Here is a 26407-nt window from a genome sequence, read left to right as displayed (position 1 = left end):
ATGAGACAGAGAGAACATCAGAATGATTTGTTGGACAAGTGTCTCCTCTATCAATAGCACAAAAAAAAGACACGCTCCGAAGAGTCGTGTCTTTTTCGCTGTCATTCTTTCTCATTGATGGTGAGTGTTCCTTCTGCCTTCTGTCTTGTGACATTTCCATAATCATCTTTGACAATGACTTCCATCACTGCACCTTTTGCTTTTGCAATAGATGTCGCCGTCCAATAGCCTTCATACGTTCCCGGTGCTACTTCACGAATCGGCAGTTCAGTTGTGTTTTGAAGTTTTGATCTAGCATTTGTCAGCGGCATATGAAGAACAAAGGTGGCATCTAGCTTTTCCCTGCTTTTAAATGAAATCTTAACCGATTCACCTGATGATAGATTCATATTCTCTTTTGGCGTTAATTCAGAAATGACAGGTGCATCATATTGTACATCGATGTCGACCTTTTTAGTCGTTTTGTTTCCAGCCGCATCTTTTGCTGTCACTTTGATTGTATTTTTCCCATTTTCAAGTAGCACCCTTGCAGAATATGCCCCATCCTTTACGGTCGCTTTTTTTCCATTGACTGTGACTTGGTCTAGATAATCATCCGCTACTTTCCCTTCCACCGTGAGTGATTCTCTATTAGACTTGTCACCTTTTTTCGGTGTATCAATGGTCAACGTCGGTGCTGTTTGATCGATGATCACCTTGACTGGCTTGGAATGTTTTGTTGAGCCTTTATCCGTTACAGTCGCCGCCGTGAAGACATGCTCTCCACTTGGAACAGATACATTTTCTTTGAAAGTACCCGACTCATCTGATTTGACTTTGGCCACCTCTTCATCATTTTGATAAATGGCCACATCGAGACCCGGAGAGGCCGTGCCTTCAATCGTCAATTCACCTTGATTTGTAATGGTTCCTGCCTTTGGAGAAGTGATTTCTGGTACATCTGCTTCATAGTTTACGAGCGCACGAATCATATAATTCCCCTCTTCTTTCGGAGAAGGAGAAAAAGCACCGCTCGTCAGCTGCCAGCTTCTTTCAGCATTAGGGCCATCTTCATCTGTGGCAAGTCCCGGAGATTCGGTATTCTTTTTCGTTTGAATATAAACAAGATAGAAATCGCCATCCACTGTAATGGCTTGATCTTCTAAATCTACTTTTGTCCATTCACCATTACGCAGTGCATTTGCTTTTAAAGGTCCTGCGATTTTCTCACCTGGTGCGCCACCCTTCCCAGAAGCATCATATACTTCAACAGCAAATTCATCGCCTCCAGGAGCTGGCCATTCTGATGTCCAAAATCTGAAAAGGCCACCTGTGACTTGTGCTTGTTTCTTTCCTTTTTCTAATGAAAACTTCACAGCCCAACCATTGCCAGGATCGTAGAAAGCCCGTGCATTTTCAGCCGTTCCATCATCGTAGCCAATCTCTCCCGGAAAACCGATAAAAGGCTCAAGTTTCACTGACTTTTCAAGCGGCTTTTCCGTCACATCCGCTGTAAACGTATAGCCTTTAAACCCCTTCGCAAAAATTTTGACTGTATAGACACCGCTTAATGCCTCTAGAGAAAATTCACCGGATTCATCTGTTTTCACCGGCTCAATTTTTGCGTCCTCCACAAGATAAACAGTTGCATTCTTCACCTTTTCACCAGTTGTTTCATTGACGACCGTGCCGGAGATCGTTCGTTTCTCTAGCGGCTGTAAGGAGAAATTCGCTTCTGCTGTTTCTTTTGATGCCACTTTGACTTTTTGGGACCGTGATTCAAAGCCGTAAGCTTCCGCTTTCACTGTCCATTCTCCTGCTCCTTGAGACAGCTGATATTTCCCTGTCGCTTCATCGGTGGAAGTTGATTTTCCGCTTTCTAGAACACTGATTTGCGCTCTCATTGGAAGAGCTTGAATAGACGGAGCATCATGACTGTTTTGCTTTTGAATTTGTACATGTTTATTTTTTACTTTAGCAGGCTTTGCCTTTTTTGGATCAACTGATTTTTTATTCTGGCTTGTGGATTTTTCTTTTTTGATCACCCCCAGCTGGTTCTTGGCTTGTTGAGACAATGCTTGATCTGTGATTTTCACATCATCTAAATAAAAGCCATCTTTTGTGACACTGCCATCTGTTCTTATATGAAACAGGACTCTCACTTTTTGACCTTTATAAGCAGATAAATCAACTTCGCCTGCTGTCCACGCATTTGTTTTTCCCGTATAAGCTGTCGCTTGAACGGCGTCTTCCCCCTCTGGCTGTACATAGACATGCACATAATCATAATTGGCTTCGAGATCATGCCAGTATTGATATTGCAGGTAGGAAGAACCTGAATCTGGTACAGCAATAAGCGGCATAGACAAATTGGCGTCCGTTTTATTTTCATAAGGACTGTCTAAATTGGTGGCGTAGACATGTTCCCCGCTAAATGCTTGTTTTGGACCTGTGGACGGTTTTCCCCACTGCCACGGATCTTTTGTTCCACCACTGAACCATCCACTTGGCCATGCTTCAAAATCTTGTGAGTAGCCAGTGGTGATGGATGTTTTAATTGGAAGTGTATAAGGATCTGATGCCGCTTCATTTTCTCCAAAATCTTTCACAATCCATCGGTACGTCACGTTCTCCCCCTCGAGTTCAGGGAGCTGCACCGTATAGGTTCCTTTTAAATGATTTCCATCCGTGCGGTTGGCTTTCAGCGTCTCCCATTCACCTTGATCTACTCGATAAGTCAAGGAAACATTTGTCACTGCTATCCCATCTTCTGCAGTGATGGTCAATGGGGTTGGCGTTGCAGTAAAAATTTCATTCGGACCTTTATGTGAAAAAACAGGTGGTTCTGTATCTTCTCCCTCTTTTGTCACCTGACCTTCAATCGTACCGATTCCATTGGTTAAAGCAGTAATCGCCTCTCTTGCATCAACTAACCCTGCCCCATAGCCGTTGTTAGGGGATTCAGGAAATTGCTGATCTGTCAGTGGTTTCGCTGTCTCAATGAGAATTTGCTGAATTTCATCAACAGAAAGGTCTGATTGCACTTGGCGGAGAAGAAGAGCAACAGCCGAGACATGCGGACCTGCCATCGATGTACCATTCCACCCATCCTCATATCCTTTTCCCGGGATCGAAGAGCGAATGTTTACTCCTGGAGCCGCAATATCTGGTTTCATTACGCCATATGGAGAAGGACCCTGAAGGGAGAAAGACCCTAACTTGTTGTCCTGATCTGTTGCGCCTGTAGCAAAGGCTTCTTGATAGTTAGCGGGATTTGCAATCGAACCCGCGCCGCCTGGATTGAATAAATCGGTATTACCCGCTGAAAATTCTGGAAAGATGTCTGCTGCTCTCCAAGCATTCACTACATCTTTATACCAATCATCAAGACCTGGCCCGCCGCCCCACGAATTATTCACAACATCAGGTGCCTTTTCTGGGTGAGGATTTCCGTTTTGATCTTTCGGTGCTAAAATCCACTCACCGGCATCTAACAGATCAGCATCTGTACCGCCATCTTCTGAAAAAGCTTTCACTGCAATCCATTCTGCTCCCGGTGCGACCCCAATTTGATTCTTTCCATCTGGCTCAGAACCAACCATTGTGCCTGTCACATGGGTCCCATGCTCCAAGTCATCATAAGGGACTTCAGATCCTGTCGTGGCATCATACCAATTCAGTTCATGAGATGGTTCGTTCGGACGAGCAGGGTCAAACCCGCGGTATTTTTCTTTTAGCGCAGGATGATCCCATTCGACACCTGTATCAATACTTGCTACAACGGTTCCAGTCCCGTCATAGCCTAAATCCCACGCTTCTGGTGCATGCACCTGAGCAATATTCCATTCAACTCCATCTACTGCTTTGATTTGTTTGTTTGGCTTAGAATGCTTCAAATCAACAGGACGATGAAGTTGACGTGTTTCATTCGGTAGCACTTGAGCTACTTCTGGAAAAGAAGCAACCTTTTCCATCACTTCTTTTGTTGCCGTCACAGCTAGACCATTCACAATATAGTAGGAATGAATATCTTTCACTTGCTTATTCTTTTTTTCCTTTTGTAAATACGCTAGGAGCGCTTGCTGCGTTTCATCAGATGTTGCTCTCAGCTCAGATACAACGGCTGATCTTTTTGTGTACTGCGTTTTAGCCGCGGTTAATTTTTGTTTTTTTGCTTTTGATACAGCTTCTTTTGCTACTTTTTGTACATTCGTTTGTTCCTTCATTTTGACTAAGAAGGTCACCTTATCTTCCTTTTGAAACTGCTTCTTTAATCTCGAAGAAATCTTGGCTTTTGTTGTCTTAGAGGAAACGGCTTCCTCCTGATATGAGGTAGAAGTCGATTTTGCTTGAACCATCCCAAAGCTTGTCATCGTTAAAGTACCAATCACCAAAAGACTCATGAAACGATAGACGGCGGTTTTGCGAAACTTCACTTTCAATAAAATCCCTCCTCCTCAAATGGTCAAACAGTGTGTACCCTGCCCCTCCCCCTTCTTTTTGATCATGACAAGATTCATGGTGTTCTCATTAATGTAGTCAAATAAAGTTCAACATTTTGTCGTTTTTTGTAAAGGGAATTAAAAATGATTCTTTTGACTTAAAAAACTCAAGCCAAAACACATACGATAGATCCAAATAACACGCAGAAACAAGACTTTTATATCAATCAGACTCAGGATCTTTTCACCATGCAGACATAAAAAAAACCCTTCCAAAGGAAGGGGGATGAATCGTGCTTGCTTATCGTTTGTTGCGGTTACGTAAGAACGTTGGGATATCCAATGTATCATCACTTGACTGTGTATTTTGTCTTGGTTGTGATGATGTTTGTTGATGTTCCTCACGTTTTACTTCACGCTTTTGTGGAATAGATTGATTCTGCTTTAATCCTTGCCCTAATGGATTTCTTTGAGGTTTTGTCACTTCCGGCTCTTGCTCAATAAAACCGGTTGCGATGACTGTGACCACAATTTCATCCTTCAAGTTATCATTAATGACAGATCCAAAGATCATGTTGACATCTTCATCAGAGGCTGATGCAACAATATCCGCTGCTTCTTGTACCTCATAAAGACTAAGGTTGGTACCACCAGTAATATTCATGATAACACCTTGTGCTCCATCAATCGCTGTTTCAAGAAGTGGTGAAGAAATGGCTTTTTTCGCTGCTTCAGCAGCACGGTTTTCGCCTGTTGCGACACCAATTCCCATAAGAGCTGAACCTTTGTTAGACATGATCGTTTTCACGTCAGCAAAGTCAAGGTTAATTAAACCTGGTGTTGCAATGAGATCTGAGATCCCTTGAACACCTTGTCTTAACACGTTATCTGCTGCACGGAATGCTTCAAGCATTGGCGTGTTTTTATCGACAATTTCAAGCAGGCGATCGTTTGGAATCACGATTAACGTATCAACTGCTTCTTTCATAGAAGCAATCCCTTCAACTGCTTGAAGCTGACGCTTTCTTCCTTCAAATGTGAAAGGACGAGTCACAACTCCAACTGTCAAGGCTCCTGAATCTTTTGCGATTTTCGCAATGACAGGTGCAGCACCCGTACCAGTTCCACCGCCCATACCGGCTGTCACAAAGACCATGTCAGCGCCTTTTAGGACTTCTTCAATTTGTTCTTTGCTTTCTTCAGCAGCTTTTTTACCGACTTCAGGATTCGCACCTGCTCCAAGCCCTCTTGTCAGCTTAGCACCGATTTGCATTTTTGTTTCTGCTTTTGATAAGTTTAACGCCTGTGCATCTGTATTCACTGCAATAAAATCGACACCCTGTACGTCATTTTCAATCATTCGGTTGACAGCGTTATTTCCGCCGCCACCTACACCGATTACTTTAATTGATGCTAGGCCGTCTATATTTGTTTCAAACTCCAACATGCTGAATCCTCCTAATCCGTCGAAAATCTAGTTCTATTCCCAGAACATATTAAATAGTTTTTTCATTTTGCCCGGTTTTTTATTTGTCTCTTGTTGTGCTTTTTGTTTCACTTTCGGTCTTGGCTGAGCTTCTTTTACTTGTGGTGTAGAAGAAACCGGCTCCATGGACGCGCCTACTTCATGAAATGCTTCATCCGGCATTTGGAATCCAACCTGTCTGCCCTGAATCTTTGCATTGCGATAAGCAAAATGGATCAGGCCCACTCCTGTCATATATTGAGGTTCCCTGACCCCAATATAATTAGGACTTGCGATTCTTACATTGTTTTGTAAGACCGTTTGTGCCAGAGAAAGGATACCTGGTATAGCTGCCTGTCCACCTGTTAGAACGAATCCGCCAGGCAAATCATGGACACCCATATTGCGTAATTCCTCTGCCACAAAAAGCAGAATCTCTTCCAACCGTGCTTCAATGATATTGGCTGCTTCAAGTTGTGTATACGTCTGTTTTTGGTCCGTACCGATGACGGAAACTTCAAATGTCTCCTCAGACGATGCCTCATCATAGAATGCATGCCCAAATTGCTTTTTGATTCGTTCAGCTTCTTCAGTGGAAGTTCTAAGTCCTATAGACAAATCTTTTGTAATGTTCTCTCCGCCCAATGGGATACTGTGAGTAGAATAGAGATGCCCGTTTTCAAATACGGATATCGTAGTAGAGCCGCCGCCAATATCGACAAGAGCTACCCCTAGATTTTTTTCATCTTTCGATAACGCTGCTGAACCCGATGCGAGTGGCTGCAAGCAAATATCCATAATTTCAATACCAGCCCGCTCTACACATCGGAGCCAGTTATGTAGAATCGTTTTAGAACCTGTGATTAACGATCCATCCACTTCTAGCCGTACACCTAGCATTTTTTTCGGATCTGTGATCTCATCTCTTCCGTCGACGATAAATTGTCTCGGAATGACGTCTACTACGAGATGTTCTTGCGGAATAGATACTACCTGTGCAGCATCCAAGACACGTCTCACATCTTCAGCATGTATTTCTTTATTTTCACTAGACACTGCGACCACGCCGCTCGTATTCTGAATATGAATGTGGTTTCCGTTAATTCCGACTATCGCCTTTTGTAAAGGAAAACCTACCATTCTCTCAGCCTGTTCAAATGCTTGTCTAATAGAATGAACTGTTTCATCTATATCAACAATCGATCCTTTTTTTAACCCCTCTGAAGGGACATTTCCAACACCTATAATGTTAAGCGAATCATCCGCCATTTCTCCGACGATGACTTTTATATTGGATGTACCGATGTCAAGGCTGACGTAAATTTCATTGTTGTTCATTCTATGGCACCTCCTCACATATCAATACTTTCTATTCTATTATTTGCTGAACAACAATACAATGAATGTGTTTTTACAAGTGTGTAACAAAACTTAAAAAATCAACATTTTTTATTAGGATTACTGAAAATATTCGTTACATCATATGTATATCCTTTTTTATGACTCACTTTTTTTCTTTTTTTCTCTAGAAATTGTCCATTTTGTTAGTAGAATTCTTCGAATAACGGCGATATTTTGAAACAATCTAACACCGAATGCAAACATTCCGACTAAATACAAGTCTACACCAAGATGGACGCCCAGAAAAGCTAAACTTATTGCGAGTATAATATTAAAGAAGAAACCTGATACAAACACTAGTTCATCGTATGCCCCTTGCAGATGTGCTCTGATTCCACCAATCAATGTATCAAGCGCAGCAAGTACAGCGAGGGAAAGATAGTTAGAATACTCATTCGGTATCGTAAAATTTGTTAAGAAACCGATCGCAACTCCTATGATTAGACCAAGTACAGGAAGCCACATTAAGATTTTCCCTCCTTTACATCGTCAAGAGGCTTCAATTCATTTAACTGAATTGTACCGTCAAATGCTTTTAAATGAATTTTTTTCTTCGGCGGTCTAATACTCAAACTAAAATTTTCCTGAGCAAACAAATCACCAATATCTGATACATTTAAACGGCTGTATAATTTATCGGCCTGCTCGCTGACCATCTTAATAGTGACTGTATCACCATCTATGCTGTAACCATCCATTTTCGTCGTACCATTAATATCTCGAATAACACTGGTGTTAATCACCCGGTGTTCATTAATGGAAATATGTTTTGCCCCAAACATATTGGCTTCGTTGATTAATTTTTTCAGAAGATCAGGTGGTATATTTTTGACTTCTTCTCCGGTAAGTTCCTTAGAAAAAAGCTGAGTAATTTCTATTTCAACTCCTTCACCCGTTACCTCTGTAAAACCAGCCTTTTCTTTCAAATCCTTCAACGTTTTTGTTAATTGTGCTTCTTTGGATTGATCTTCTTGGTTGCCATACTTTTTTAGCATTTCATCATATTTATCAATTTCTTTCAATAAATCCAGTTCCTTACTTTTAGATGCAGATAAATCCTCTCTTAATTCCCAAACGTCTCGAGTATCGCGAACTTTAGGCTTTTGTAGAGAGTTAAACTGGATGGAGACCATGATGCCAAATATGACCATCAGGACTGTCAAACTAAGTAATGGCTTCTTTTTCCTCAACACCACTCACCTTTTCACATTTAATCTTTGTTTCTTAGAAGAGGATTCATACGAATATCCTTCTTTTCAATCGTCATGGAAATATGATCACTTGTCAGCTGATCAACCACCCCGCCTGCAATGTTTAATGCAGGAATTAAAACAGCTGGATCTCCAATAGCAGAAATGACAAATGGTGCTGGATGTTGAACACCATCAACCGTGACGACTGGACCGTTACAATGTATGTATGATTGGTGTGTGATTCTTTGTCCGTTTATAGCTACAGCAGATGCCCCTGATATAAATAGTTCGTTTATCACATGGAAAATGTGGCTCTCATGCACAATGTAATTATTGACATTTTGTCCACTCGGGATATAAGATGCATCTTCAAGAGATACTTTTACCCCTTTCCCTTTTACACCTATTTCTCCTGTAAACATTCTGTATTTCTCAACATCTTCCAAAACATTAAAATACTGCTCTTTTTCATTTTTCAAACCAAACTCTGTTGCTTGAACCTTTGATTGAAGACGATAAAGTTCTTTTTCAAGTTTTTGATTCGCCTTTTCTTGCTTTGTTAGCTGACTTTTCAAAGAATATTCTTTTTTCCATTGTTCGGTTCGATTGACATCTGCTTGATGCTGCTTCGTATATTGGTATGAAAAAGAAATCAGAAATCCAAGAACAAGCATTACAATTGAGAATATGACGGTTTTGCCTCTCAACGTTCATCTTCCTTTTTCTTAGATTTAAAAGCTTCAAAATACGTGGCTACTTCCATATGAACCGTACCTTTCTCAGAGGACGAAAGCTCTTTGACAATGGCAGGGTACGTCGTCATTTTATCTGCGAATGTTTTAATTGATGCGATAACGGTGTTTCCATCATTCATATAAAATTTAACGAGCCACTGATTGGAGCTAGTCGGTACGTAATATACTTCTGAGATTAGTTCCTGAATAGAAGCCGGCAGTTGATTCAGAGCTCTCACTGTTTGCTTCAATTTCTCTTTATTGTCCCAATCGACAAAAATAGGTCCTGCGTGACTTGGCGTTACTTCATCTGGCAAAGCCGTCCCGTTTTCAAGAAGCTCATAATAAAAATGTCCCTTTTGCAGATACGCAATATTTGCATACTCTTTGACAGCAATACTGACCTTATTAGGGAAATGTTTTTTGATACTGACACTTTTAATCAATTTATTTTGCTTTATATGGTCTGCTGTCATATCTTTATTTAAATTCCAAAACTCTGTCTCGCCTTCTTTAATTTGCGAAAGTTTAACGAGCTGTTTTGTTGGTACATGTTCATTGCCAGTAATGGTTAAAGAAGAAATTTTACTGATTGGTGTTTGCAAATAGACAATAATTAAAACCATGATAAAAAACAGCAAAATAAAAGAGATTAATCTCCGATTCGCTTTCTGCTTCCTTTGTTCTTTAATTTTAGGGATTCGCTCTTCTATATTGACGATCTTTTCATTTTCATGATCAGGCCGCATATATACTCTTCACCTCATTCAAAGCTGCTTGTCCGCACCTTTGGATCATTCTTTATCTCATATTGATTAGAAAACAAACGGCATGAAAAAATGCCGTTTGTTTTCCTGTGATACCATCATTCATAAGTAGTAGCCTTTAATTTGCTTCACCAATAATTTCCACTTCTGTATGCATCTCTACATTGTAGTCATCTTTGATTTTCTTTTGAATGTACTGAATTAAGTCGAGCACATCTTGAGCCTTCGCCCCACCAGCGTTGACAATAAAGTTTCCGTGCATATCAGAAATTCTAGCGCCGCCAATCTGATATCCTTTTAAATTCGCCTTTTCTACAAGCTGTCCTGCATATTCAGGTAATGGATTTCGGAAAATACTGCCGGCGCATGGTTTATTATACGGTTGTGTTTCCTTGCGATAATCTTTATTTTGCTGCATTTTCTTTGTGATTTTCTCACGTTCGTCCTGTTTAAGCTTGAACACTGCTTCGAGAACAATTCCAGGGCGTTCCTTTTGAAGCACAGAAGTTCGATAGCTAAAGTTCATTTGCTCATTAGTTAACCACTCGATCGTTCCATCTTCAAATAAGACTCTCGCTTTCACAAGAATCTTGCTGATGTCAGATCCATGTGCCCCTGCGTTCATATAAACAGCGCCACCAATAGAACCTGGAATACCAGCTGCGAATTCCAATCCTGACAGCCCCTGCTTACTAAGAGACGTCGCGAGTCTTACAACTGAATAGCCTCCGCCAACTGTAATCTCTTCATCATTGACAGTTAAGTGATCAAGCCCAGCGCCCAGCTTTAAAACGACCCCGCGAATTCCTTTATCAAGAACAAGTAAATTGGACCCTCTTCCAATGACCGTCCATTGAGTATCATGTTTTTTCACCTGATCCATAATTGTTTTGACAGCATCGACATCTTTAGGGATGACTAATAGATCGGCCGGTCCGCCTATTTTCATTGTCGTATGATTTGCAAGCGGTTCGTTTTCAAGTACTTTACCAACTTGCGCTTCTAATAATTCATTCTTCAAGTTCTCCATATTACCCTCCGCCTTACCTCATATCATTCATCATGAAGTCGTAATTTCTTTTAACACATTATATAAACGTGTGGCCGCATCTGGTACTCCGAGTTCTTTTGTTAAACGGCTCATTTGATGTAGTTTCTCGTCATTACCAGCAATTTCATCAATTGCATGAAGCAAGCGATTTCCAGAAAGCTCTGATTCTCTTAAAACGATCGCAGCATCATGTTTTTCAAGTGATCTTGCGTTAATTTCCTGATGATTTGCGGTCACGTATGGACTTGGAATGAAGATGGTCGGAATTCCAAGTGCCGTCACTTCAGCAATCGTTGTGGCTCCCGCTCTTGCAACAATGACATCAATTGATTTTAAATACTCCGGCATTTGATGCAAGAAAGGCTTTGTGATCATATTCGGCGCTTCACCTTTTTCTTTTAATTCGTTCAGCACTTTTTCATAATGAACCTCACCTGTAATATATAAAAGCTGATAGTTCTTTGCCTTTAATTCATCTTGCATGTCAATCACTGCTTTATTGATTGGAGCTGCACCTCTGCTCCCGCCAAAAATGAGAACCGTTTTTTTCTTCTCATCCAGCCCGAACTCTTTAAGAGATTTTCCCTCTTTAATAGAGACGACTTCAGAGGCTCTTGGGTTTCCCGTAAAAACAACCTTTTCTGAAGGAAAGTGTTCCTTTGCTTCTTCAAAACAGATGGCTACTTTATTCACATATCTTGCCAGAAACTTATTTGTGATGCCTGGCAGGCTATTTTGTTCGTGAATGATCGTCGGGATTTTTAGCTTAGACGCAGCATAAACAACAGGACCACACACATAACCACCTGTTCCAATAACAGCATCCGGCTTAAATTCTTTTAAATAAGATTTACTTTTTTGGACGCCCTTTAGAAACCTCATCACTGTTTTTACATTATCAAAGGAAAGCTTTCTTTTAAAACCTGAAATTTCAATTGATTTAAATGGGATATTTTCTCTTTCTACAATTTTCTTTTCAAGCCCGTTCTCAGTGCCAATATATAAAAATTCCACATCAGGATGCAGTCTTTTCACTTCTTTAATAAAAGCTAGAGCAGGATAAATATGCCCGCCTGTTCCGCCTCCACTAATAACTATACGCATTATACCATTTCCCCTCAATTTTTTTCTGCTCTGAACAAAGTATAAACCCTGTTTTAAACAACAGGGCTCCGTCAAAACCTGTAAAGAAGAGTCAATCATCATGTTTTCGAAACAGAAACTGCCATTTTCACTCTTCAAATCATTTTTTCATACTTTTGCAAAATAAAAGTCTATATGGTTTCATGAACTATCAGCACATTAATATCTAGCATATCTGCTTACATTCAAAAGTACGCCAATTGCCATCAGCATTAATGTCAGTGATGAACCGCCATAACTTAAGAATGGGAGTGTGATGCCCGTCACAGGGATGAGACCAGTGACAACTGCGATATTAATCATTACTTGAATGGCAACCATTGAGATGATACCCACTGCCAAGAAACTTCCATATAAATCTGGTGCCCCGAGGGCTATTCTAATGCCTCTCCACAATAGAACACTAAAGAGCAGCAAAATGAGTGATCCACCTATAAATCCAAGTTCTTCAGACAATATAGCAAAGATAAAGTCTGTTTGAGGCTCAGGCAAATAGAAGAATTTTTGTCTACTCTGACCTAGCCCCATTCCAAACAGACCGCCTGGACCGACAGCGTATAACGATTGAATAATTTGAAACCCGCTGCCAAGTGGATCCTCCCAAGGATTTAAATAAGATGTAATTCGTTTTATTCGATAGGGTGCTGATAAGACAAGTGCGGCAAATCCGCTAAGCCCTAAAAGACCGAGAAAGATAAAGTGAGCGATTCTCGCACCTGAAACAAATATCATAATAATACAAGTTCCAACCATAACCGTTCCTGTACCTAGGTCCGGCTGCAGCATAATGATGGCAAATGCAGAAAACACAATGCCTAGTGCTGGGGCGAAACCTTTACGAAAGGATGTGATATTCTTTTGCTTTTCAGATAAGAATTTTGCAAGAAACGCAATCATCGCAAGCTTCATAAATTCAGAGGGCTGAATACTAAACGCACCGACACCAATCCAGCTTCTTGAACCATTTCTCTCCATACCGATACCAGGAATCAAGACAAGCACGAGGAGGAGAAAACACACTGCAATCAGTATCTTTGACCAAGTCCGCCACGTCCAATAATCGACCCGCATAATGAAAAACATTGCGATAACTCCGATTCCGGCAAACAAAAGCTGTCTTTTTGCAAAATAAAACGAATCATCAAATTTATACGATGCCCACACAGCACTTGCGCTGTACACCATAATTAAACCAATCGTCAATAAAAGTAACGTAATGACAACAAGCAAAAAATCCGGAGAAGTTTTCTTATTCGTCAAGAGACCGACACCCCAAGCATAATTTCATTTGGGCTGTCAGTCATATGAGAGACAAGCCCTTATTTAAGCATATGCACGGCGTTTACAAACATGTCTCCACGTTCTTCAAATGTTTTATGCTGATCCCAGCTTGCACAAGCTGGAGACAATAAAATCACGTCTTCTTCTTCAGATATGCTAAACGCCGCAGGTACTGCTTGTTCAACATTATCGACATGTTTTACGTGATGTATTCCCAGCTCTTCACCAAGCTTCACAAACTTAGGCGCAGTCTCACCAAATGTAATCATTCCTTTTACATTCTTCATAAAAGGTTTTAATTCATCAAATTCATTGCCACGATCCAGTCCACCTGCTAGTAAAATGGTCGGCTGCTTGAAGGCAGACAAAGCTTTACTTGTTGCCAGTATATTGGTCGCTTTACTGTCATTATAAAATTTTCTATTTTGAATCGTCTCCACAAATTGCAAACGATGCTTCACTCCACTAAATGTAGTAAGAACTTGCGCAATCGCTTCGTTTGAGCAGCCTGCATTTTTTACAACACAAATAGCTGCTAGAATATTTTCTTGGTTATGCTCACCAGGAAGAACAACATCCTTGAGGTCAATGACATGTTCATTCATATAGTAAATGGCACCATCTTTAATAAACGCTCCATGTGCTACCGGCTCTTTAACTGAGAAAAACACTTTTTGCGCTTTCGAATCTTCTGCTAGTTTGACAACAGAAGGATCATCTAGGTTAACCACAGCTATGTCATCTTCTTGTTGATGTGCATACACTTTCTGTTTTGCTTTTTCGTATTCTTCACGCGTGTGATGATAGTCTAAATGTGCGTCAAAAATATTTAATATTAAGCTGATTTTAGGTCTGAATTCAACGGTTCCCATTAACTGAAATGAAGAGAGCTCAGTTACGATCCATTCATCGCCCGCTGCACGCGCGGCAACTTCACTTGCGACCGTTCCGATATTACCTGCTACCAATGTTTTTTGGCTGTCTTTTTTCAACATTTCATAAATCAAAGTGGTCGTGGTCGTTTTTCCATTTGATCCGGTAATCCCAATAAAAGGAGACGAGGTCAAATGATACGCCAATTCTATTTCAGTCCAAACTGGAATTTTTCGGCGAAGCGCCTCTTGAACCATCACATTCTCATAAGGAATTCCAGGGTTCTTAATTAAAATCGTAATTTCTTTATCGTCGAACATACGAAGAGGATGACTGCCACAAATGACATCAATCCCCTTTTCAGAAAGTAGCTGAGCAGGCTCGTTTTCTTCAAAAGCTTTTTGGTCATTGACCGTCACGTTTATTCCGTGTTCGTGAAGAATTGAGGCTGCCGCATATCCGCTTTTTGCAAGGCCTAGTACTAGTACATGTTCGTCTTTTAACATTTGCATCCTATTCAATTATAACCACACCTCGATGTAAATTCCTAAAACAGCAAGCAATAAACCAGCTGTCCAGAAGGTGACAACTACTCTCCACTCAGACCAGCCAACTAACTCATAGTGGTGGTGAAGCGGGCTCATCTTAAAGATTCTTTTTCCAGTTGTTTTAAAGGAGATGACTTGAAGGATAACGGATAACGTTTCAACAACAAATACTCCTCCAATAATGACGAGTAAAATCTCAAGTTTCGTTAAAATGGCAATGGCCACGATGGCACCGCCTAAAGCAAGCGATCCCGTATCACCCATAAATACTTTTGCAGGATGCGCATTAAAGACAAGGAACCCAAGGACAGCCCCTGCTACTGCTACCGAAAAGATCGCCACATCATACTGAGATTGATTCCAAGCCAATATAGCAAAAGCTCCGAATGCAATAGCAGCTGTTCCAGATAATAAACCATCAAGTCCATCCGTAAGGTTTACCGCATTAGAACCACCGACAAGCATGAAAACGACGAGGATAAAGTATGCCCATCCTAAGTCAAAGCTGACATCTGTTCCTGGAATGCGAATAGTCGTTGCAAACTCATAGTAATGGAAGACTGCATAGAAAATCACAGCAATCACAATTTGCCCGATCAGTTTTTGTTTCGATGTTAAGCCAAGATTTCGCTTCATCGCTACTTTAATATAATCATCTAAAAATCCTAATAATCCGTAGCCAAGGGTGACAAATAACAATAAAAACATTTCTGGACTAATCTCAGAGAATTTGTTAATCATCACGATCGTTGTAATTGTAATAGAAAAGATAATCATAATTCCACCCATTGTTGGGGTACCAGATTTCTTTTGGTGAGACTGAGGTCCTTCTTCTCTAATACTTTGACCAAATTTAAGTCTTCTTAAAAACGGAATAAAAATCGGGGATAAAAGAACACTGATTAAAAATCCCATTATGATTGTAAACAATATCACCTGTTCAAGCATTGTTCTTTACTCCTTCCGAATTTCCAAAGCCGTTTTCCATTAGAAAATAGCATTCATTATTATGATATTCATTCGTGTCTTTCGTATGTTGTTTTTGTACAAAATGCTTCATTTCATTACACTCTTTTCATCATTTTTAAGATTTGTTTAGATCTAAAATAGCGTCGGCTGCCACCTTGGCATCATCAAAGTCATAGACTTGATCACCAATGATTTGGTACGTCTCATGGCCTTTTCCAGCTATTAAGACTGTATCGCCCTTTTTTGCATTAGCAATGGCAAAAAAGATGGCCTGTTTCCGGTTCACAAAGCTGTGATAATAGGCATTTGGCACGCCATTTTCCATGTCTTTCAAAATGGCTGATGGATCTTCACTTCTTGGATTATCTGATGTGAAAACAGGCTCATCTGCATATTTCACAGCGATTTGGGCCATTTGAGGGCGCTTGGTTTTATCACGGTCGCCCCCGCAGCCAACTACACAGAAAATTCTACCTTCTGTTAATTCTCTACACGTAGTCAGTACATTTTCTAAACTGTCAGGTGTGTGCGCATAATCAACGATGACTGGGAAGTCTTGATCACAATTCACAAGTTCGAATCTTCCTTTGACTCCCTCAAGTTCTTCAATGGCACTAACGATCGTTTCAAACGTTAAGCCTGATACAATTCCTACTGATACAGCTGCTAGAATGTTATACACATTGAATTTCCCAATAAGGGCAACCGTCACATTTTTTGTGCCGATTGGGGTGATCAAATCAAATTGTGTTCCCTTTGGTTTGATTTGAATGTTCTTTGCCATTACATCTGATTCTTGCTCTAAGCCATACGTCATAATTTCAGCAGCTGTGACTTTTTCAAAATAACTAGACGCTTCATCATCTGCATTTAAAATGGCATGCTTCGGCTTATCGTGCTGAAAGGCACTTCCAAGCTGAGAAAAGAGCAAGCTTTTTGCATGTTTATATTCTTCCATTGTGTTGTGGTAGTCCAGATGATCTTGGGTAAGATTTGTAAAGACGGCAATATCATAATCACATCCATGAACACGCCCAAGATGCAAAGCATGTGATGATACTTCCATAATGGCTGTATCTACGTCTTGATCAAGCATCTGCTTAAAGGTCTTCTGAAGGGTGACACTCTCAGGTGTTGTGTTTTTCACTTCGAGAATTTCATCGTTTACCTTCATATACATCGTACCGATTAAACCTGTTTTTTTATCGGCTTTTCTCATCATTTGTTCAATCATGTGTGTTGTGGACGTTTTCCCGTTCGTTCCTGTAATACCAATTAGATTGAGTTTATGAGTTGGCTGTTCGTAAAAAGCATCTGCCATTCTTGCAAGTGCTCTTTGAGAGTGTTTTACAATAATGACTGGTACATCTGTTATGTGAAGTGGGTGTTCTGCTACAATTGCTGCAGCCCCGCTTTTCACCGCTTTTTCAGCGTAATCATGTCCATCTACTGTATAGCCTTTTATACAGACAAAAAGACTCCCTTTTTTTACTTCTCTTGAATCCATTTCAATGGAAGTAATCTCCGGATTTTCGTTTATCAGTTCACTGTTTTCACTTTTAAAGTATGTAAGGAGTTCTTGTAATTTCATTTCATATCAAACCTCTCAAATTCGTTCACGTGCATGTCTTGTGAAAAAAACACACAGTCTATATTTTATCGTAAAAAAAAGGATACATCCAGCGTATTCCTTAAGTTTCTCTTGGAAAAAACACACTTTATGCTCTTTTTTTAAAGCGACCCTTCTCTTTCAACAAAAAGAGGCAGCCGAATGAGTGCGGCTACCCTCTGTTCATTCTTTATTATTCATCATTTAAGTATAATCGGATCGTGGAACCTTCTTTGACCTTTGTGCCGGCAGCAGGCGATTGCTTCACCACTTTACTGCCAGTTCCTGAAGCATCAATCTTTAAATTAATCAAGAGTGATTCAAGGTCAGAAACAGATCCTCCTACAAGATTCGGTACCTCAATGGTTTTTGTGTCCAGCCATTGGTACTTCTTTTCAATTTGTCCTTTTCTTTTTTTCACGCCCATTTCAGGCAGACTGTCTCGCATAATATGGCCCACAATAGGTGCTGCTACTGTCCCACCAAATTGAATCGTGCCTTTTGGGTTATCTACTGCTACATACACAACAATGCTTGGATCATCCGCAGGCGCAAAACCGATAAATGACACAATATGGTTATTTTCCATGTACTTTCCGTCTTTTACTTTCTGTGCTGTTCCTGTTTTTCCGCCCACCCGATATCCTTCAACGAATGCATTCCGGCCAGTTCCTTGAGCGACTACACTTTCAAGGGCATACCTGATTTCTTTAGACGTCTCCGCTGAAATGACTTTCTTCTTGGCAATTGGTGATTGCTTTTTAACCACCTCTTTTGTAATTGGATCGATCCATTCTTTTGCAATATACGGCGTGTAAAGCGTTCCTCCATTTACTGCGGCTGCCACTGCAGCTACTTGTTGAATCGGCGTAACAGATACACCTTGACCAAAGGCTGTTGTTGCCTGTTCTACAGGACCAACACGATCAAGCGGGAACAAAATTCCTCTACCTTCTCCTTGAAGGTCGATTCCTGTCTTTTGGCCAAAGCCGAAATTCTTAATATAAGAAAATAATTTATCTTTTCCAAGACGGTCGCCTAGCTCGACGAATCCTGGGTTACAAGAGTTTTGTACCACTTCTAGAAACGACTGTGATCCATGTCCTCCCTTTTTCCAGCATCTGAGCCTTGCACCATCCACTGTCACAGATCCGCTGTCAAAAAATTGATCACGTTTTAAATTTACTTTATTTTCTTCCAGGGCAGCTGCCAGTGTAATGATTTTAAACGTCGATCCCGGCTCATATGTGCTCCACACCGGTAAGTTTCGGTTAAATACTTTTGAATCAACTGATTGATAGTCAGCCGGATCAAAATCAGGTCTGCTCGACATTCCCAGCACCTCACCATTTTTCGGATTCATGGCTATGGCAATCATGCCATCTGGGTTATATTTTGCCTGGGCATTGTCTAGTTCTCGTTCGATGATGGTTTGCACTTTTGAATCAACTGTTAATTTCATATCAAGCCCATCTTTAGGCGGTGTATAATCATCTGCTTCATCTGGCATTTTTTGCCCTTTTGCATCAGAATAAAATTTCACAGAGCCTTTTTCACCTTTTAGGTCATCATCATAGTACGCTTCTAGCCCAAGTAAGCCTTGATTATCAATTCCAGCAAAACCTAATACATGAGATAAGAAACTTCCAAACGGATAATGTCTAATACTGTCTTCTGCTACATAGACTCCATCTAAATCAAGTTCTCTGACTTCTTTTGCTTTTTCATGAGATACTTTTCTCCCCTCTGGAGAAATCCGCTCTATAGACGTTTTCTTGGTGACATGCTTGTACGCTTTCTCCTCAGACATATTCAGTACTGCTGCTAATTTTTTACTTGTTTCTGCTGGGTCTTTCACCTGCCGCGGCACGACTAAAATAGAGGGAGCACTTTTGTTCGTCGCAAGCTCCACCCCATTTCGGTCCAAAATATCTCCTCGTTCGGGTTCAAATGGGAGGTTACGGCTCCATGAATCTTTCGCTAAACTTGTCAGCTTCTCGCCCATAATAAACTGCACATATCCTAATCTAGTATCTATGATGAAAAAAATGATCACCCCAAACAGCAGCACGAAAAGCAATCGTTTTCTCACTGTTACACTTGACACTCGCACGCCCGGTTCACTCCTTACATATGGCTTGTTTTCATCATATGCAGGCTCGTCTTTTTATAGAACGATCTCGTCCATCGCTCAAGCAAAAGAAAAAACCTAGCAAATGATTTGCTAGGTTTTCAAATTAATTTGGACTTTTGAAGGTCACTGTGACGACTTTATCTGAAATCTCCGCTCCACTTTTGATGCTTTGTTTGACAGCATATCCTTGTCCATTTGTTTCAATATGCACACCTGAAATAGACGCATATTGAAGAACTTCCCTTCTGGACCAGCCTGTCATATCAGGCATTTTAATGGTTTTACCTGCTGTTTTCAAAAAGACTTTCTGGCTTTCAGAGAATTCAGAGCCCGCATTTGGCCATTGGCGTTTAATGGATAGACCGTCACCAATGACAACAGGTGATAACTTTTTGTTTTTTGCTTCTGTTTCTGCCTGTTTCACTTCTAAATCTAGGAATGACGGCATTGTTTCTTGTTTTATTTTCTGTTTGCCAGATTTTTTATCGTCTGTTTTTGTTGGTGCGATATTTAAATAGAGCAAACTATTTTTCATCACAGGGTTAAAGATTTCTGAAACAGGGGCAGAGCCTGTTTGTGTTTCAGATAGCTGAGGCTGTTGGACAGCCACATAAACGAGTAGCTTCGGATCATCTTTTGGTGCCATTCCCATAAATGAAAAGACGTAATCGTTTCTCCCTTGAAGGTAGCCGCCAGCACCGCCAATTTGTCCTGTACCCGTTTTCCCAGCGACATCAAAACCTTTGATTTGATATGGCTGTCCTGTGCCAATTTTTGAGGAAACGACCTCACCTAAAATGTCACGGACTTGCTTCGCTGTATCAGAAGAAATTGGTTTTCCAGCTACTGTTGGTTCGTGCTGTAAAATTGTTTTGTTTGTGTTCGGGTCTGTAATATGATCGATTACATATGGCTTCATCATCGTTCCACCGTTTGCAATGGCTGTCGCCGCTTCAATTTGCTGAATTGGGGTAATCGCGGACGCCTGACCATAAGCAGTCGATGCTTTGTCATATTCGTATCTGAAATTGATTTTACTAGACGCTTCGTTCGGCAAGTCTATGCCTGTTTTGTCATAGAAATGGAATTTTTGCAAGTATTGTTCGTAGCGTGTGAAACCTAGCTTTTCTTTTGCCAGTTTCGCAAAAGCTACGTTTGAAGAACGTAGAACACCTTCATGAAAATCAATTTTCCCCCAGCCATTTCCGTTGTTATGGTCTCTTACAAGACCGCCGCCTACTTTATAAGTACCAGACTGATACTTGTCACTGCCTTGGTACACTCCTTCTTGGATAGCAGCAGCGAGTGTAAAAATTTTCATTGTTGAACCTGGTTCAAATGCGTAAGAAATGACATCGTTGTTATAGTTCGTAATGTCGAGTTCATTTAAATTAAAGCTTGGCCGCTGTCCCATTGCAAGAACTCTTCCAGTTTTCGGATCAACGACTGTCGCAATGATTTTCTTCGGCTTATATTTTTTAGCGACCTGCGTCATACTTTCTTCAAGAAATGCCTGAATTTTTTGGTCGATGGTCAGCGTGACGTTTTTCCCGTCTTTCGGGGCAACGATGTCTTCTTTACTATTCGGAAGTGCCCATCCGCTTCTGTCGCTGTTATATGTTACATAGCCATCTTTTTCTTTTAAATATTTATTCAGAGCCTTTTCTAGACCCATTGCGCCTGACATGTCCTTCGTTGCTTCATCTAATCTAGCGTAACCGATTAAGTTCGAAGCAAACATGCCGTTTGGATAATACCTCTTTGTGTCTTTTTCAAAGGCGATCCCAGGAAGTTTTAGCTTTTCAATTTTTTCCTTTGTTGAAAAACTAATATCCTTTCCGGCTTTACCAAACTCAACTTGGAACGCATCCTTTGTATTCAGACGCTTTAAAATTTCACTCTCACTCATATCAATGACTTTTGACAGCTCTTTTGCTGTCTTTTCTTTGTCAACGACATGCATCGGATGCTTTGGATCGACCGTCATTTTCTTGCTCATGATTGCAATTAGCTTATACACAGATGTATCTTCCGCAATCACATTGCCATTTCTGTCTAAAATGGACCCTCTTTTGGCTTCAAGTGTTTTTTTCGATTGATATTGTTCATTGGCTTTTGCAGCTAACACTTGTCCATCAACGGTTCCCGTAATCTGAATATAAATAAAACGTGCAAGGATGATAAAGAAAAACAGGGCGAAGCAAATACTCGCAATTGCCGCGCCTCTGTTCATCATTTTATTCTTTTTAGGCATCGCCATGTTAATCGACCTTCTTAACATCTTTCGATATGCTTAAGCCCGCTTTTTTAGCGGCTTCAATGATTCTCTCTGGTTCACTTAGTAAATCTTTTTCCTTTTGCAGTTCGGTGATCTTTTTCGATTCTAATGACACTTGCTGTTCTAGTTTCTGCACTTCGATATTTGCGTGATAAACAGCAAAGGCTTTCGAAATGATGAGGATCGAGCTGCACATGAGAGCCATGACAAACATGACAAGTAAGATTTTTTCACCAAGTGTAATAGAACCTCTTCTTCTAATAACAACCGATTGACCTTGCTGCTCGGTTTGATGTTGCTTTACTTCTCTTTGGTAAGCCAAATTACTCATAAGAAACCTCCTTTTTATCATCATCTATGGTGTCGTTTACTTTTTTTCTGCAATTCGGAGCTTCGCTGAACGGGCACGGTTGTTATATTCCAGCTCTTGTTCTGATGCAACGATTGGTTTTCTCGTGATCAGCTTCAGTTTTGGTTCAAGTCCTTCTGGAATCACTGGTAGTCCGTGCGGAAGTTCTGGAAGAGAAGACATTTCTTTAAATGTACTTTTACAAATCCGATCTTCAAGTGAATGGAATGTAATGACAGAAATTCTCCCCTTCGGATTGAGTAACTCTATTGCTTGTTCTAGTGCTTCTTCAAATACTTTCAATTCGTCATTTACGGCAATTCGGATCGCTTGAAACACTCTTTTCGCTGGATGTCCGCCTTTTCGTCTTGCAGGTGCGGGAATTCCTTCTTTAATAATGTCGACAAGCTCACCTGTTGTTTCAATTGGCGCTTTTTTTCTAGCTTCTTCAATTTTGCGTGCGATTTGCTTGCTGAATTTTTCTTCCCCATATTTGTAGAAAATCCGAACTAGATCTTCAAATGGCCATTCATTCACCACTTGTTTTGCCGACAAAGCAGCGGTTTGATCCATTCGCATGTCAAGAGGTGCATCATGGTGATAACTAAAGCCTCTCTCTGGTGTGTCAAGCTGAGGTGATGAAACCCCAAGATCAAAAATCACACCGTCTACGCTTGTAATTCCTTGTTCATTCAGACGTTCTTTTAAATATCGGAAGTTGCTTTTTATGAAAAGAATGTTCGCTTTAACATGTGCGAGCTTCTCTCGTGCATGATCCAGTGCAGCATCGTCTTGGTCAAACCCAATCAATGTACCTTTTTCTGATAATTGAGATAGTAAATATGAGCTATGACCTGCGCCGCCTAGCGTGCAGTCCACATATGTACCGTCTTCTTTGACGTTTAAACCGTCAACTGTTTCTTTTAATAATACTGTCTCATGTTGAAACATGATGATATGGTCCCACCTTTTTCAAATAGAAATGAATGTGTAGAAAGCTTGCTGCACAAGGGATTATTATATATCAAATCCAATCATGTTTTCAGCAATTTCAGCAAAAGAATCTTCTTGCTCTTCTGTATATTGTTCCCAGATCGACTTACTCCACAACTCAATTCGATTTGAAACGCCGATGACCACACATTCTTTTTCGAGTTTTGCATATTGGAGTAGGTTGGATGCGATGTTAATGCGCCCCTGCTTGTCCAGATCACATTCAACTGCGCCGGAGAAGAAGAACCGGGTAAACGCACGTGCATCTTTTTTCGTTAGCGGCAGTGCTTTGAGTTTCTCTTCAATTAGTTTCCACTCACTCATAGGGTAGCCAAATAAACATTGATCAAGCCCTCTCGTCAGCACAAACTGTTCTCCGAGACCGTCTCTAAATTTAGCAGGGATGATCATGCGCCCTTTTGTATCAATCGTATGTTGGTATTCACCCATGAACATGATATCAGAGCCCCACTTTCTCACCCATACTCTCCACTATCCACCACTTCTCTCCACAAAACTTATTTTACACTGTTTCCACATAAAAAAAAACCCTGAACTAGTCAGGGTTCATTAAAACTTTATTTCAAAGTTTGACAATTTGTTGCTTGTTTTGAAATGAAAATGGCAGATTTTTGAACGTTTTGAAGAATTCTGGACCATATTTGTTTAAAAAGTACATGATATTCCAAATTCTTTCTTGTGGTGCTTCGAGTGGTTTTAAACTATTTTCAATCCGTTCAAAATCTCGAAGGATGTATCCTTCCTTCTCTTCCACACGCTTTGCAACCTTTTGATAAACAAATTGAAGCTGGTCTTCTATAAATTTGGCATTTTTATCTAATAGCTGTTCAAAGCTTGGTTCGATCTCTAGCGCTTCTTGTCTCATTGCCTCATGAACATTCGCTAATTCACGTTTGGCATGTTGAACCGATTCAACAAAGCTGTCTGGAAGACTTTGCTGAAAGTGCGCATCCTTCTTTTCTTTCACGCCTTTTGTCAGCACTTCTTCAACCGACAATTCTCTTATCGGCAGCTTCTTATCAATGTGCCTTTCAAGAATGGTGACGTGCAGTCTTGGAAGAACGGGTGCCATTTTGACATCGAAGTACTCGAAGATGCCTTTCAGCTCACCCCAATAGTTCACTTCACCGTGTCCAGCCATAAAAGCAAGCGTTGGAAGAAGGGTTTCCTGCATCAATGGACGGGTCACCACATTATTGCTAAACCGCTCTGGGTGCTCCTCGACTTCCTGCAAAAGCTCATCTTTTGTCCAAGTAAGCCCCACTTCGGATATAGAAAATTGGCCATTCTCTTTTTCAATGAGGAAACGCTCATCATCATATTCGTAAAACAAGTTGGCTTGATGGTCACCAGCTTCAATAATCGGCTGATACCCCGCTTGTTTCATGGCAGCCTGCGTGTTATTTAAGCGAGCCACGATCGCATCACTCGACTCCACAATTTGCTTGAATAACGTACGTTCAAGTGGCTTCACGCCGAAGTCTCCTGAATTCAATAACAGGAGTCCATCTTCTTCAAATAGATCGCAAACAATCCACTCAAAGAAATCAGTAAACGTTTCTGATTTGCGTAAACATCGAAGAAGCTGATCAAACAAGTCATTTGTGTAAGCAGATTCCTCATAGGTTGAAAATACATCACGAAGCCATCTCTCTGTTTTCTCTTGGTGGAGAGGTGTTCTTTTCGCAGCTGTTTTTTTCACATGATGTAATGGAAGCTTTTGTTTGACTGGGCCTTTTTCGCCAGACGTGTACACAAAGTTAATTTCGTCTACATCGTGATCTTCACCCGCTACCCAAAAGACCGGAATAACAGGAACGCCAAGCGCTGATTCTTTTTCTTTGGCAAACTGAATAATGGAAATGATTTTATGTATGGTATAAAGCGGACCTGCCAGTAAGCCTGCCTGCTGTCCTCCAACCACCATGACGCTCCGTTCATCACGGATCTTCTCAATATTCTCACGCATCGCAGCCGAATCAAATTTTGCATGATATGCGCTCATATAATCCGCTAAAGCCTCGCGCGGGAAGCTCCTTTCCATGAGATCGTCGTATCTCTTTTTCCATGTGTGCTCAGAATGTATATCATAATCAAAAAAAGCAGTCATCTCTTTTTTTTCTTCTATATAATCACGTATGAATAAATTCTGACTTCGGATGGAAAGTTCAGTCAATTGCATGTTTAGAACTTCCTTTCTTCAATAAATAGTTAGTTTCCCGAAAAAGTATAGCATGTAAATGAGCTCACTCAAAAGATTTTGTTTGCTTTTTTTCCAATACTTCCAAGCTTCTATTCAAGAAAGTGAGGAATGGCGGCGTCATCCCTTGACCTTGAGCTTTTTTTAAAAGGTAGCCAATGATTGCTTTTCTTTCAGTTTGGCGGCCTTTGACGATATCTTGCAGCATCGACGATTGATTGGCAGCCGTTTGATGGCAAATCGATTTCACATGAGCCCATAGACGATCTTTTTCAGGCAACCGTAGAATGGAAACCGCTTCTTCAAATGCACATGTCATCATATGTTCATATGATGGGTTCGATACCAATTCCCCATTATTCACATGTAATAAAGCCGTCAACGGATTAATACACACATTGACGAGCAGTTTTTCCTCCAGTATCTTTTTCCATTCATCTGTATAAATCATTTGAAAATCGGCCGATGACAATCCATTATTCATAGGTCCTTTTTCCTCATGCAGAAATGCTCCCCACTTGATGACACCAATTCCTGTATGCTTCACTGCGCGATCAGACACCTTCATTGCGCCATGCTCTACTACACCAATATATAACTGATGTGCCGCTTTCCAGTTCTTTAAATCGAATAAGTGGGCCATTCCGTTCTGCAAAAATAAGATTCGCTGACGAGGCAGTCCTGATAATTCACCTAGAACATCTTGCAGGTGATGATACTTCACTGTCACAATCAGCAAATCAAATATTCCTTTGACTCCCGTATCGGCCCCAACAGCTGATTGAATGGTTTCCCCTCTTACCATTCGTTCAATGCCTAATGCTCGAATTTCTTCTGCCTGCTGTTTTCTTCTTGTAAAGAGGGTGATGTCATGATGCTCTGATAAATAACTGGCACAAAGCAGACCAATCGCACCACCGCCAATGATTCCAATTTTCAATTGCCGCACTTCCCTTTTTCTGTTTACTTCATGTTAT

Annotated in this window: 20 protein-coding genes; all 20 read right to left on the bottom strand. The window is 40.6% G+C overall.

The window, feature by feature from the left end:
* Nucleotides 1-101: 101 nt before the first annotated feature.
* The 20 genes from ABG082_RS07400 to ABG082_RS07305 all read right to left on the bottom strand — a co-directional run bounded on the left by ABG082_RS07400 (nucleotide 102) and on the right by ABG082_RS07305 (nucleotide 26370).
* Nucleotides 102-4421 (bottom strand): S8 family serine peptidase, encoded by a 4320-nt coding sequence (locus ABG082_RS07400; RefSeq protein WP_348936725.1) that lies wholly within the window; start codon nucleotides 4419-4421, stop codon nucleotides 102-104.
* A 301-nt stretch (nucleotides 4422-4722) separates the two neighbouring features.
* Nucleotides 4723-5868, bottom strand: a complete 1146-nt coding sequence (gene ftsZ, locus ABG082_RS07395; protein ID WP_007499752.1) for a cell division protein FtsZ — start codon at nucleotides 5866-5868, stop codon at nucleotides 4723-4725.
* Between the two features lie 33 nt (nucleotides 5869-5901).
* Complete coding sequence (ftsA, locus tag ABG082_RS07390; RefSeq protein WP_007499754.1) at nucleotides 5902-7224, bottom strand: cell division protein FtsA; 1323 nt, start codon at nucleotides 7222-7224, stop codon at nucleotides 5902-5904.
* A 159-nt stretch (nucleotides 7225-7383) separates the two neighbouring features.
* Complete coding sequence (locus ABG082_RS07385) at nucleotides 7384-7752, bottom strand: small basic family protein (protein ID WP_003210988.1); 369 nt, start codon at nucleotides 7750-7752, stop codon at nucleotides 7384-7386.
* Nucleotides 7752-8477 (bottom strand): DUF881 domain-containing protein, encoded by a 726-nt coding sequence (locus ABG082_RS07380; protein ID WP_007499758.1) that lies wholly within the window; start codon nucleotides 8475-8477, stop codon nucleotides 7752-7754. Before ABG082_RS07380 ends, ABG082_RS07385 begins: the two co-directional genes overlap by 1 nt.
* A 20-nt stretch (nucleotides 8478-8497) precedes the next feature.
* Nucleotides 8498-9187: a DUF881 domain-containing protein gene (locus ABG082_RS07375; protein ID WP_017367196.1), complete on the bottom strand. Its 690-nt coding sequence runs from the start codon at nucleotides 9185-9187 to the stop codon at nucleotides 8498-8500.
* The gene (locus ABG082_RS07370; protein WP_008344978.1) at nucleotides 9184-9963 is read right to left on the bottom strand and encodes a cell division protein FtsQ/DivIB; all 780 of its coding nucleotides are present in this window, start codon (nucleotides 9961-9963) and stop codon (nucleotides 9184-9186) included. Before ABG082_RS07370 ends, ABG082_RS07375 begins: the two co-directional genes overlap by 4 nt.
* A 136-nt stretch (nucleotides 9964-10099) precedes the next feature.
* The gene (gene murB, locus ABG082_RS07365; RefSeq protein ID WP_007499764.1) at nucleotides 10100-11011 is read right to left on the bottom strand and encodes a UDP-N-acetylmuramate dehydrogenase; all 912 of its coding nucleotides are present in this window, start codon (nucleotides 11009-11011) and stop codon (nucleotides 10100-10102) included.
* 30 nt (nucleotides 11012-11041) lie between these two features.
* The gene (murG, locus tag ABG082_RS07360; protein ID WP_317329112.1) at nucleotides 11042-12136 is read right to left on the bottom strand and encodes an undecaprenyldiphospho-muramoylpentapeptide beta-N-acetylglucosaminyltransferase; all 1095 of its coding nucleotides are present in this window, start codon (nucleotides 12134-12136) and stop codon (nucleotides 11042-11044) included.
* Nucleotides 12137-12334: 198 nt separating this feature from the next.
* On the bottom strand, nucleotides 12335-13435 hold the full coding sequence (spoVE, locus tag ABG082_RS07355) for a stage V sporulation protein E (RefSeq protein WP_007499768.1): 1101 nt from the start codon (nucleotides 13433-13435) through the stop codon (nucleotides 12335-12337).
* Nucleotides 13436-13494: 59 nt separating this feature from the next.
* Nucleotides 13495-14850 carry a UDP-N-acetylmuramoyl-L-alanine--D-glutamate ligase gene (gene murD / locus ABG082_RS07350; RefSeq protein ID WP_035700666.1) on the bottom strand — a complete coding sequence of 452 codons (1356 nt, stop codon included), beginning with the start codon at nucleotides 14848-14850 and terminating at the stop codon, nucleotides 13495-13497.
* Nucleotides 14851-15825, bottom strand: a complete 975-nt coding sequence (mraY, locus tag ABG082_RS07345) for a phospho-N-acetylmuramoyl-pentapeptide-transferase (protein WP_007499771.1) — start codon at nucleotides 15823-15825, stop codon at nucleotides 14851-14853.
* A gap of 136 nt (nucleotides 15826-15961) precedes the next feature.
* Complete coding sequence (locus tag ABG082_RS07340; protein ID WP_348936724.1) at nucleotides 15962-17437, bottom strand: UDP-N-acetylmuramoyl-L-alanyl-D-glutamate--2,6-diaminopimelate ligase; 1476 nt, start codon at nucleotides 17435-17437, stop codon at nucleotides 15962-15964.
* A gap of 211 nt (nucleotides 17438-17648) precedes the next feature.
* On the bottom strand, nucleotides 17649-19568 hold the full coding sequence (locus ABG082_RS07335; protein WP_019743279.1) for a stage V sporulation protein D: 1920 nt from the start codon (nucleotides 19566-19568) through the stop codon (nucleotides 17649-17651).
* A gap of 124 nt (nucleotides 19569-19692) precedes the next feature.
* A complete protein-coding gene (locus ABG082_RS07330; RefSeq protein WP_029575415.1) occupies nucleotides 19693-21843 on the bottom strand; it encodes a penicillin-binding protein in 2151 nt (716 codons plus the stop codon).
* A 7-nt stretch (nucleotides 21844-21850) separates the two neighbouring features.
* The gene (gene ftsL / locus ABG082_RS07325) at nucleotides 21851-22198 is read right to left on the bottom strand and encodes a cell division protein FtsL (protein WP_008344998.1); all 348 of its coding nucleotides are present in this window, start codon (nucleotides 22196-22198) and stop codon (nucleotides 21851-21853) included.
* A 36-nt stretch (nucleotides 22199-22234) separates the two neighbouring features.
* Complete coding sequence (gene rsmH / locus ABG082_RS07320; protein ID WP_007499781.1) at nucleotides 22235-23167, bottom strand: 16S rRNA (cytosine(1402)-N(4))-methyltransferase RsmH; 933 nt, start codon at nucleotides 23165-23167, stop codon at nucleotides 22235-22237.
* A gap of 66 nt (nucleotides 23168-23233) precedes the next feature.
* Nucleotides 23234-23665, bottom strand: coding sequence for a division/cell wall cluster transcriptional repressor MraZ (gene mraZ / locus ABG082_RS07315; protein ID WP_003211163.1), 432 nt, complete (start codon nucleotides 23663-23665; stop codon nucleotides 23234-23236).
* Between the two features lie 127 nt (nucleotides 23666-23792).
* The gene (gene bshC, locus ABG082_RS07310; protein ID WP_008345002.1) at nucleotides 23793-25412 is read right to left on the bottom strand and encodes a bacillithiol biosynthesis cysteine-adding enzyme BshC; all 1620 of its coding nucleotides are present in this window, start codon (nucleotides 25410-25412) and stop codon (nucleotides 23793-23795) included.
* Between the two features lie 64 nt (nucleotides 25413-25476).
* The gene (locus ABG082_RS07305) at nucleotides 25477-26370 is read right to left on the bottom strand and encodes a 2-dehydropantoate 2-reductase (protein WP_348936723.1); all 894 of its coding nucleotides are present in this window, start codon (nucleotides 26368-26370) and stop codon (nucleotides 25477-25479) included.
* Between the last annotated feature and the right edge of the window lie 37 nt (nucleotides 26371-26407).

The organism is Bacillus sp. BS1807G30, from assembly GCF_040047675.1.
Taxonomy (GTDB): Bacteria; Bacillota; Bacilli; order Bacillales; family Bacillaceae; genus Bacillus; species Bacillus altitudinis.
Note: the sequence above shows the minus strand (reverse complement) of the source record. Positions and strands in the feature narration are given on the sequence as shown.

Excerpts from the sequence above, each read along its gene's own strand:
- ftsZ (WP_007499752.1), bottom strand. The coding sequence starts at position 5,868 with ATGTTGGAGTTTGAAACAAATATAGACGGCCTAGCATCAATTAAAGTA.
- ftsA (WP_007499754.1), bottom strand. The coding sequence starts at position 7,224 with ATGAACAACAATGAAATTTACGTCAGCCTTGACATCGGTACATCCAAT.
- ABG082_RS07385 (WP_003210988.1), bottom strand. The coding sequence starts at position 7,752 with ATGTGGCTTCCTGTACTTGGTCTAATCATAGGAGTTGCGATCGGTTTC.
- ABG082_RS07370 (WP_008344978.1), bottom strand. The coding sequence starts at position 9,963 with ATGCGGCCTGATCATGAAAATGAAAAGATCGTCAATATAGAAGAGCGA.
- murB (WP_007499764.1), bottom strand. The coding sequence starts at position 11,011 with ATGGAGAACTTGAAGAATGAATTATTAGAAGCGCAAGTTGGTAAAGTA.
- murG (WP_317329112.1), bottom strand. The coding sequence starts at position 12,136 with ATGCGTATAGTTATTAGTGGAGGCGGAACAGGCGGGCATATTTATCCT.
- mraY (WP_007499771.1), bottom strand. The coding sequence starts at position 15,825 with ATGCTTGAACAGGTGATATTGTTTACAATCATAATGGGATTTTTAATC.
- ABG082_RS07340 (WP_348936724.1), bottom strand. The coding sequence starts at position 17,437 with ATGAAATTACAAGAACTCCTTACATACTTTAAAAGTGAAAACAGTGAA.
- ABG082_RS07330 (WP_029575415.1), bottom strand. The coding sequence starts at position 21,843 with ATGCCTAAAAAGAATAAAATGATGAACAGAGGCGCGGCAATTGCGAGT.
- ftsL (WP_008344998.1), bottom strand. The coding sequence starts at position 22,198 with ATGAGTAATTTGGCTTACCAAAGAGAAGTAAAGCAACATCAAACCGAG.
- rsmH (WP_007499781.1), bottom strand. The coding sequence starts at position 23,167 with ATGTTTCAACATGAGACAGTATTATTAAAAGAAACAGTTGACGGTTTA.
- mraZ (WP_003211163.1), bottom strand. The coding sequence starts at position 23,665 with ATGTTCATGGGTGAATACCAACATACGATTGATACAAAAGGGCGCATG.
- bshC (WP_008345002.1), bottom strand. The coding sequence starts at position 25,412 with ATGCAATTGACTGAACTTTCCATCCGAAGTCAGAATTTATTCATACGT.